The organism is Rhodoplanes elegans (genome assembly GCF_016653355.1).
Lineage (GTDB): Bacteria > Pseudomonadota > Alphaproteobacteria > Rhizobiales > Xanthobacteraceae > Rhodoplanes > Rhodoplanes elegans.
In genome coordinates this window covers 1-9,031 of sequence record NZ_NHSK01000237.1, presented here as the reverse complement: position 1 = coordinate 9,031, position 9,031 = coordinate 1, and the positions used below count along the sequence as shown (strand labels likewise).

10 protein-coding genes are annotated in these 9,031 nt (G+C 71.2%); 2 read left to right on the top strand and 8 right to left on the bottom strand.

What is annotated here, in order from left to right; translation table 11 throughout:
* The 3 genes from CCR97_RS26595 to CCR97_RS26585 form a co-directional block, all read right to left on the bottom strand.
* Positions 1 to 407, bottom strand: a 407-nt coding sequence (locus CCR97_RS26595) for a DUF2076 domain-containing protein (protein WP_201160030.1), incomplete at its 3' end; no start/stop codon positions are given.
* Positions 408 to 680: 273 nt separating this feature from the next.
* A complete protein-coding gene (locus tag CCR97_RS26590) occupies positions 681 to 1,520 on the bottom strand; it encodes a ChbG/HpnK family deacetylase (RefSeq protein WP_111358543.1) in 840 nt (279 codons plus the stop codon).
* The gene (locus tag CCR97_RS26585; RefSeq protein ID WP_111358551.1) at positions 1,517 to 2,638 is read right to left on the bottom strand and encodes a glycosyltransferase family 2 protein; all 1,122 of its coding nucleotides are present in this window, start codon (positions 2,636 to 2,638) and stop codon (positions 1,517 to 1,519) included. The genes CCR97_RS26590 and CCR97_RS26585 overlap by 4 nt, the downstream gene beginning before the upstream one ends.
* Positions 2,639 to 2,821: 183 nt before the next feature.
* On the opposite strand from CCR97_RS26585, the gene CCR97_RS26580 reads away from it, so the two are divergent.
* A complete protein-coding gene (locus CCR97_RS26580) occupies positions 2,822 to 3,373 on the top strand; it encodes a GtrA family protein (protein ID WP_170145938.1) in 552 nt (183 codons plus the stop codon).
* Between the two features lie 120 nt (positions 3,374 to 3,493).
* Here CCR97_RS26580 and CCR97_RS26575 read toward each other — a convergent pair whose 3' ends face one another.
* From CCR97_RS26575 to CCR97_RS26560, 4 genes are all read right to left on the bottom strand, one after another.
* Positions 3,494 to 3,784 carry a type II toxin-antitoxin system RelE/ParE family toxin gene (locus CCR97_RS26575; RefSeq protein ID WP_111358545.1) on the bottom strand — a complete coding sequence of 97 codons (291 nt, stop codon included), beginning with the start codon at positions 3,782 to 3,784 and terminating at the stop codon, positions 3,494 to 3,496.
* 3 nt (positions 3,785 to 3,787) lie between these two features.
* The gene (locus tag CCR97_RS26570; RefSeq protein ID WP_111358546.1) at positions 3,788 to 4,072 is read right to left on the bottom strand and encodes a CopG family ribbon-helix-helix protein; all 285 of its coding nucleotides are present in this window, start codon (positions 4,070 to 4,072) and stop codon (positions 3,788 to 3,790) included.
* A gap of 118 nt (positions 4,073 to 4,190) precedes the next feature.
* Complete coding sequence (gene hisG, locus CCR97_RS26565; protein WP_111358547.1) at positions 4,191 to 5,159, bottom strand: ATP phosphoribosyltransferase; 969 nt, start codon at positions 5,157 to 5,159, stop codon at positions 4,191 to 4,193.
* On the bottom strand, positions 5,156 to 6,352 hold the full coding sequence (locus tag CCR97_RS26560; RefSeq protein ID WP_111358548.1) for an ATP phosphoribosyltransferase regulatory subunit: 1,197 nt from the start codon (positions 6,350 to 6,352) through the stop codon (positions 5,156 to 5,158). The genes hisG and CCR97_RS26560 overlap by 4 nt, the downstream gene beginning before the upstream one ends.
* Before the next feature lie 480 nt (positions 6,353 to 6,832).
* Here CCR97_RS26560 and CCR97_RS26555 point away from each other — a divergent pair, with 480 nt between their 5' ends.
* A complete protein-coding gene (locus CCR97_RS26555) occupies positions 6,833 to 7,648 on the top strand; it encodes an enoyl-CoA hydratase (RefSeq protein ID WP_111358549.1) in 816 nt (271 codons plus the stop codon).
* Between the two features lie 156 nt (positions 7,649 to 7,804).
* Here CCR97_RS26555 and CCR97_RS26550 read toward each other — a convergent pair.
* A partial coding sequence (locus CCR97_RS26550) for a peptidoglycan-binding protein (protein ID WP_201160029.1) occupies positions 7,805 to 9,031 on the bottom strand: 1,227 nt, incomplete at its 5' end.

Below are 9,031 nucleotides of genomic sequence, written 5' to 3'. Positions count from 1 at the left end.
GTCGGTCGACCGCAGCCGCCCGCGCGATCGCCGTCCCGGCCGGGCCGGCGATCGCGCGGGTCGCCGCCGCCCTCGCCGGCGCGGACCGAGGGCACCGAGCCGCGACCTTGCCCGGGCTGAGGCTGGCCGCCGCCGAACACGGCGCTACGCAGATTGTCGAGAAAGCCGCCCTGCGGCTGCGGCGGGGGCGGAGCGAGGGCCGCCTCCAGCTCGTCGATGCGGGCCTGCGCCTGGCGCAGCGCCTCGTCCTGGAGGAGCGTCGTCTGCACGAGCGCATAGAGCGCGTTCGGGGCGCGGGCGAGGCCCTCGCGAATGGCGCGCTCGGCGTCGGGGTCGCGCGGCTCCTTCTCGAGGGTGGCGAGGCGCTCGAACAGGTCGGCGACGAGCTTCTGTTCCTGCGGAGTCATCGTGGTCTCCTGATGGGCCGTCCCGGCCGGGCCGGCGATCGCGCGGGCGGCTGCGGTCGACCGACCGCGCGGCGCGCGCCCCCTATATGGGGCGTCGTCTCGGCGGCGGAATGGTGGTGGGGGAGGGGCCGTGGCAGCCTGCCGCACCCCCTCTGCCCGGTCATTCCGGGCGCGGTCGCGCCAGCGACTGCGACCCGAAATCCAGCCACATCCGCCGCCCTCGGGGTTGGATTCCGGGTTCGCGGCTTTGCCGCGCCCCGGAATGACAGCAGTTCAGGACAGGGTGAAACCGGCCGCCGCCAGCACCTTCGGAAAAGCGTCGCCGCCCAGATAGGCGTACTCGGCCTCGCGCAGTCCGGTGAGCGGGTCGAGTCGCTTCAGCTCGCCGTCGACCTTGCCCGGATGGCACATCACCACGCTGCCGTCCGGCAGGTCCTTCAGGAAGGCCGGGAACAGGGCGGCGTAGTCGACCTCCGGCTTGAACGTGTAGGTGCCGGCGAAGGCCGGGTTGGTCGTCACGCCGCGCGCGACGGCGAGGCGGCGGAAGGCGCCGCTCATCCGGTCGAGCAGCAGGCTCTTGGGATCGCCGAGCCGTTTCAGCGTCGCCGTCACCTGGCCGCACTGGCGCACCCAGGCGCCCGGGGCGGTCTGCGGCACGACGTCGAGCAGCGCCTCGCGCACGCCCGGCAGCAGATGGACGTGCTGGTGCCCGTCGACATAGTCGGGCGGTCGGCCGAAGGCGCGCACGAAGGCCTCGAGCTGCGCCGTGATCTCGCGGGTCACGGCGTCGCGATCGAACGGCGTGACGAACGAGGCGGCGAGCAGCTTGCCGACCGGCAGGAAGCTGCCGTCGCGCGCCAGCGGCGCGTAGCCGAAGCCGAGCGGCTTGAACGGCGCCGTCAGTGTCAGATGAAGCCCGATCTGGGCGCGGCCCTCCGCCACGTCCGCGAGCCGCTTCGCCTCGGCCGCGGAGAAGGTCGGCGGCAGCACCATCACGCTCGTCGCGTTGAGGCGGCCGCGGCTGATCAGGTCGAGGATCGCGTCGTCGACGCCGGGGGCGAGGCCGAAGTCGTCGGCGCACAGGATCAGGCGGCGCAGCGGGGCGGCGGTCACGCGGGCCTCTCCTGATCGGCGGCCGTCGGGGCGACGGCCGGCGTCGCCGCCGGTGCGGTCTCGTCGGCCCGCTTCACGCTGTGCTCGGCAATGAAATACACGGGGCGCCGTTTGGTCTCGGACAGGATCTTGGCGATGTACTCGCCCATCACCCCGATCATCACGAGCTGGGCGCCGCCGATCACCATCAGGCCGACGACCAGCGACGGATAGCCGGGCACGTCGCTGCCGAACACCAGCACCTCGACCAGGATCTTCACGCCGAACAGCAGCGCGGTCGCGGCGAGCAGAAGCCCGAGCAGGCTGGCGATGCGCAGCGGCGCCACCGAGAAGGCCGTGAGGCCCTCGATCGACAGGCCGAGCAGCGCGCCGAAGTTCCAGCTTGAGGTGCCGTGCTCGCGCGCCGCCGGCTCGTAATCGATGCGCAGCTGGCGGAAGCCGATCCAGCTCGCCAGTCCCTTGAAGAAGCGGTTGCGCTCGGGGAGCTGGCGCAACGCCGCGGCGGCACGCGGCGACAACAGGCGGAAGTCGCCGGCGTCCTCGGGAATCTTGTGGCGCGAGCCCCAGTTGATCAGCGTGTAGAAGGCGCGGCCGAACGAACGGCGCAGGAAGGACTCCGATTTCCGGTGGGCCTTGGCCGTGAAGATCACGTCGAAGCCGTCGTCGATCCAGTGTCCGGCGAGCCGCTCGACCATGGTGGGCGGATGCTGGCCGTCCGAATCCATGAACAGCACGGCGCCGCGCCGCGCGTGCTCGAGCCCGGCGAGCAGCGCCGCCTCCTTGCCGAAGTTGCGCGAGAGCGCGATCACCTGCACGTCGATGCCGTCGGCCGGCAAAGTCGAGGCGATCGCGAGCGACCGGTCCCGGCTGCCGTCGTCGACATAGACCACCTCGCAGGCAAGGCCCCAGCGCGTCTTCAGGGCACGGGCGACGTCGACGAGGCGCGTGTGCAAGGCGGCGAGCCCATCCGCCTCGTTGTAGACCGGCATGACGATCGACAGGCCGGCGGCGGCGCGCTCCGCCGCGCCGGTCGCACGGATCGTTTCCGTCGCGCCGGCGAGCGTCCCGGCGCTGCCACGGCCCGCGTCCTGCCGTAATACCGGCTCACCCGGAGTCATCGGCCCGTCATTGTGCATGGAATGGTGTCGGTGCTGGGTTCGGAGTGTAGTTTCGGGTTGCGTCGGCGCGCCTTATAGACGATGCGACCTGTGTTGTCGTGCCATCGTCGCCTGTCAGCCTGCCGGCCCGGTGAGGCGAAGGCGTGGCATCGGTGGACTGCGCAGAGGACGGACGGTGAGAAGATGGACACTAGCCGGATCGAAGGCCTGTTCCCGCGGGCGGTACCCGTGGTGCAGCGGCGCGCCGGCATGATCCGCAAGGCTGCGAGCTTCGCCGTCATCGGTGTCGTCAACACCGTGGTCGATGCGAGCGTGTTCTTCGTTGCGCTCATGGGGCTGCAGTCGGCCGGCGCGAGCGTGCGGGCCTTCGAGACGGCCGCCGGCCTGTGCGGCTGCGGCGACGCCGACGACCTGATGCTGATCGCCGCGAACCTGATGGGCTGGGTGGTCGGCGTCACCGGATCCTATGTGCTCAATTCCACCTTCACGTTCGCCGAGGAGTCCGGACGCACGTTGCGGCTGCGCGACTACGGCGCCTTCGCGGCCTCGGGCGTGCTCGGCGCCATCGCCAACACGGCGACCCTGGTGCTGGTCGCGCAGGTCATGCCCGTGTGGTTCGCCAAGGCCTGCGCCATCCTGGTGAGCTTCGTCGTGAACTTCACGATGTCGCATTTCGTGGTGTTCCGGAAGCGCCGCGGCTGCACCCCCGGCGAGGCCGGATCGGGGACGGCGTGAGCCGGTTGAGAATGATTGCTGCATAAAGTCGGCAAGCCCCGACCGAGTACCGGCGGCCCGCACGCATGTGCTTTGGCCGCATGGTGAGGAGCGGCCGCAGCCGACCGTCAACACCCGGCTTCAATACCCGGCTTCCCTGCCGTGGCGCACGGCCAGAATGACGGCTTGCCCGCCGTCATAGCGGTACAGCAACACATACCCGCTGTTGCCGAACTGGACGAACCGTTCGCGGAACTCTGGCGGCATGAAGTCGACGGGTCGACCGATTTCGGGGTGAGCCCGGAGGGCTCTCACGCTCTCGCGAATCGCGCGTACCGCATGTCGCGCAGCCTCGCGGTTCTTCCGCGCCAGGAATGCGTGAAGACGCTCGACGTCTCGCAGTGCCGCCGGTGTCCAGACGAGCGGGATCATCGGTCAGGCGTGAGGGAGCGGAGGCTCCGTGTCTTCTCCGGCTTCCAATCGCGCGAGCCACAGGTCGGCTTCGTCTGCGGTGACGTGTTGCCCGGTCGCGCGATACTCGGTCCAGGCGGCGAGGGCATCGAGCCGCAGCCGGTGACGGCGTTCCTCTCGGTCCACATACTGCTCGATCGCTTCACGCACGAGGGTATCGGTCGACTGTCGCCGCGCTTCCGCGAGGTGCAGCAAGCGGGTCTCGGTCTCCTTGTCCAAGCTCAGGCTGGCGGCCGGCGGGTTCGGCATCGGCTTCTCTCGGTCTCCCGCTCGAAGATAGCACGCGCCAGCCGGCAGTCCCAGGCTCGACAGCCCGGGGACCCGAAACACCTCGCAGTCGAAGGCCGGATTGTCGCGCCGCGCCGCCCTACAGGGCCGCCTCGAGGCGGTCGAACAGCGGGTTCTCGCAGGCGAAGACGTAGTCGAGCGGGCCGACCACGACGCTCGCCGCGCCGTGCGCACGCAGGAAGGTGGCGAGGGCGTGGACCTGATCGGGCGGGCAGTGCAGCGTCAGCATGCCGGACGAGGTCGGGCCACCGAACGGCGTCTCGACGCCGTATTTCTCACGCGCTTCGGTCAGCAGCGTCTTGTCGCAGCCGGGGAAGCGGGTGCGCATCTCGCGGAAGCTCGCGGCGCGGTCCGTCGCGGCGATGCGATCGAGCATCACGCGGGCGATCTCGCGCGCCGCCGGCGTCCAGTCGGCGCGCCGCGCCGCGACCAGGTTCGCCTGCGAGCGCAGCATGATGCCGTCCTCGACGATCTTCAGCGCATTGGCCTGGAGCGTCGTGCCGGTCGTCGTGATGTCGACGATCAGCTCGGCCGTGCCCGCCGCGGGCGCGCCCTCGGTCGCGCCGGCGCTCTCGACGATGCGATAGTCGATGATGCCGTGCTGGGCGAAGAAGGCGCGGGTCAGGTTCACGTACTTGGTCGCGACCCGCATGCGGCGGTCGTTCTCCAGCCGGAACGCGGTGGCGACATCGTCGAGATCGGCCATACTGCGCACGTCGATCCAGGCCTGCGGCACGGCGACCACCACGGTCGCGTAGCCGAAGCCGAGCCCGTGCAGCAGCACCACCTTGTCGTCGGCGTGCGGGATCGACTCGCGGATCAGATCCTCGCCCGTGATGCCGAAATGCACGGCGCCCTGGCTGAGCTGCTGGGCGATCTCCGAGGCGGACAGGAACGCCACCTCGATCTCGGGGAGGCCGGCGACCGTGCCGCGATACTCGCGGGCGCCGCGCGGCTTGACCAGCTTCAGCCCGGCGCGGGCGAAATAGCTCTCGGCGTTCTCCTGCAGCCGGCCCTTGGCCGGCACGGCGATGACGAAGGCGCTCATCGCGCGGCTCCTGCATTCCCTGAAGCGGCCGCCGCGCCGAGCGCGACCAGCCGCTCGATCCACACCGAGAAGCCGACCGCCGGGATCGGGTCGGCCTGTCCGGATGCGTCGGCGCCGCCGCCGAGCCGGGCGAAAAGCCCGTCGTATCGGCCGCCGGCGACGAGCTGGCCGTCGACCCGGCCGTGCGGGTCGTGCAGCTCGAAGACGACGCCCGTGTAATAGTCGAGGCCGCGCCCGAACGAGGTCGCGAAGCGGATGCGGCCGGTGTCGATGCCCTTCGTCGCGAGCAGCGCGTTGCGCGCCTCGAAGGTGTCGAGCACGGCGGCGAAGTCGAGGCCGGCATCGGCCGCGAAGCGGCGCAGCGCCGCGGCCGCCGTCGCCGGGGCGCCCGCGACCGCGAAGAACCTTTCGATGATCTGCCCGGTCTCGGCCGGCAACGCCGCGCCGGCGCCGAGCTCGGCCTGCTCCAGGAAGCGCGCCGCGATCTCGGCGACCGAGCGGCCGCCCACCGTGGTGATGCCGGCGATCGACAGGAGGTCGGCGACGAGGGCGCGGGCCGCCTTCGGGTCGGCGTTGGACAGCGCCGCGAGCACACCCTGGTACTCGGGCGTCCCGTTGTGGCCCGTGACGGCGAGGCGATGCAGGTCCTCGGCCAGCACGGTCTTGCGGTTGAAGTCCTTGGCGAGGCGGCGGCGCCACACCGGCGCGAGGTCGAGCGCCTCGATCAGCGCCGCGAACAGGCCGACGTCGCCCATGCGGATGTCGGGCGCCGCGACGCCGTAGAGGTCGGTCGCCTCGAGCGCCAGCGCCATCGCCTCGGCGTCGGCCGCGGTCTTGTCGGCGCCGCCGAAGGATTCGATGCCGGCCTGCCAGAATTCGCCGGACGCGCCGGGGCGCTGGCGGAACACCGGCCCGAGATAGCTGAAGCGGGCGGGTCGACCGGCTTGGGGCGACGCCAGATAGTCGAGCGCCACCGGGATCGTCAGGTCGGGGCGCAGGCACAGGTCGTCGCCGCCGGCGTCCGGGATCAGGTACATGCGGCGACGGATGTCCTCGCCCGACAGGGCCAGGAACGGCTCGGCCGGCTGCAGGACGGCCGGCTCGACGCGGGCGTAGCCGGCGCGTTCGTAGGACGAGACGAGCGCGTCGGCGCGGGCATCCTTGCCGACGGCGGTAACGGAAACGGCGGACATGAGCTCCCCGGCACCTCTGAACGCGCCGCCTGTAGCACGTCTCTGCCGCCCTTTCGACGACTTCGGCCGCCGGCGGGCCGGCGCCTGCAGGGCGGATGTCGCCGGCACGGGCGGCGCCCGGGCTCCGATCATCTTTTTCACGTTTTGGTTGCAGATCGAGAGCCGGGCGGCGAAACGCGACATAGGTATGGTTACCAAGTATTCGCCGGCCGGATACGCGACGCCTGCTGAATTGCCGACCCGGTTATGCGCTGCAGCATCTTTTTTGTGCTTTGCGGTTCCTCGTGGAACCCTCACGATCACACGATCTTAAGCGAATCGTGATTGCTTGAAATGGTCTGGTGCGTTACCCCTGCTGCGATGCAGCACGTTCGGGCTAGCTCCTCCCTCTTCGCCCCTTCGCGCGGCTGCAGAACCCCCGCGACGCGCTTCGACACGGCGCCCGAGCACCCCCGGCTCGGTCCAAAAAGGATGTGAACCATGACCTACGAGACCCTGATCGTCGAAACCGTGGGGCGCGTGGGCGTCATCCGGCTGAACCGGCCGAAGGCGCTGAATGCGCTGAACTCGACCCTGGCGGAAGAGCTGCGGACGGCGTTCGCGGCGTTCGAGAAGGACGAGGAGATCGGCTGCGTCGTCATCACCGGCACCGAGCGCGCCTTCGCGGCGGGTGCCGACATCAAGGAGATGGCGCCGCGCTCGTTCATCGACAATTTCAGCTCGAATTACATGGCGAACTGGGACAGCCCGGCGCGCTCACGCAAGCCGACCATCGCGGCGGTCGCCGGCTTCGCGCTGGGCGGCGGGTGCGAGCTGGCCATGCAGTGCGACCTGGTCATCGCGGCCGACAACGCGAAGTTCGGCCAGCCCGAGATCACGCTCGGCATCGTGCCCGGCCTCGGCGGCACCCAGCGCCTGACGCGCGCCGTCGGCAAGGCCAAGGCGATGGATCTGGTGCTGACCGGCCGCATGATGGACGCCGAGGAGGCCGAGCGCTGCGGGCTGGTCTCGCGGGTGGTGCCGCTGGCCGACCTGATGACGGTCGCCATGCAGGCGGCCGAGACGATCGCCGCGATGTCGCTGCCGACCGCGATGACGGCCAAGGAGCTGGTCCAGCGCGCCCACGAGCTGCCGCTCGCCGAAGGCCTGCGCTTCGAGCGCCGCGCCTTCCACGCCCTGTTCGGGACGGACGGCCAGCGCGAGGGCATGCAGGCGTTCCTGGAGAAGCGCAAGCCGCACTTCAACCAGCCGCACCACAAGCCGCCGCGCGACAACATCACCGAGGCGGCCGAGTAGGGTCTCCGTCCTCGTCCTGAGGAGCCCGCGGAGCGGGCGTCTCGAAGGACGTGGCGGCCCGTGCTTCGCGGCGTCGGGGCCACATGGTTCGAGACGCGCCCTGCGGGCGCTCCTCACCATGAGGAGCGGGTGTGGGAGAGCAGCAGCTCAGCCTGTTCAATCCCGCACGCAGATCACCCGCAGCACGGCGGTCTTCGGGTCGGCGGCCGATGACGTCGCCGGCGTGATGCCGTTCGCCTCCAGGAGCCGCCGGACCGCGTCGGCCGGGATCAGCCCGGTGCCGGCGGCGCCCGGACCGGCCACCTGGGTCGGCGCGGCCCTCACCACACCCGTCAGACGGCCGCCCGCATCGATCGCGGCGGCTCCCGAAAAGCCCGTCGGAGGGGGGACCGAGAGCGTGCCGCCCGGACCGCTGCGGGCCGCCAGCGTCGTCACCGCGGCGCCACCGTCCTGGCGGTCCGGGTCGGCGATGCCGACCAGCGTGACGCTGTCTCCGGGCGGCCCCGCCAGACCGGGCGAGCCGGTTCCCAGCGGCAGCGCCGCGAGGCCGTGGGCACCGTAGAGGCGCAGCAGGGCGAGGCCGTCGCCGGTCGTGCGGATCTCGGCGTAGCCGCGGCCCGCGACCTGGACGCTGCGGCACTGCTCCAGCGCCCGCGCCTCGGTGACGAGGTCGCCGGACGGGCCGACCACGACGGCGCTGGCATACTCGACCCGCCGGCGCGGCGCCGGCATGCCGGCCGTGCTCTCCGGGAACGGCACGAAGGCGCTCGACATCGCCACCGCCACCGGATCGAGCGTACCCTCCAGGCTCTGGTCGTAGAACAGCGCCATGCCGCGCACCTCGGTGCCGCGCCCGTGCGCCCGCACGTAGAACTTCTTCAGCCCCTGAAAGCCCGAGACGACGAAGAAGTCGCCCTTCATCACGGCGTAGTCGGCTTTGCGGGTCTTCGGCTCCTTCTTCTGCTGCTCGAAGGCGCGCGAGAGCGACACGTCCGGCCCGCTGATCCGGAACGTGTCGACCTGCACCTCGCCCTTGCCGGACTGCCAATGGGTGCCGTTGCCGCCCGCCGCCGGGCTCGCCTTGGGCGCGAGGCCGGCCGGCAGGCCGAGCCGCACGCCGCTCGCGCGGTCGTCGCGCATCGTCCAGCCGACATGCGCCTGCGCGGCCTGCGCGGCCGCGGCGAGGCGGCTGCGCTCGGCCGGCTCCAGCATGCCGGTCTCCTTGTAGCCGTAGCGCTTCTGGAAGGCCTTCACGGCGGTGAAGGCGCGCTCGCCGAACTCCGGCCCGATCACGCCGTTGTAGTCGCCGGTCCAGATCAGGTCCGACTGCACGGCGATGCGCTCGGCCTCGGCGACGCCGGCCCAGGCCGGCACCGTCACGGG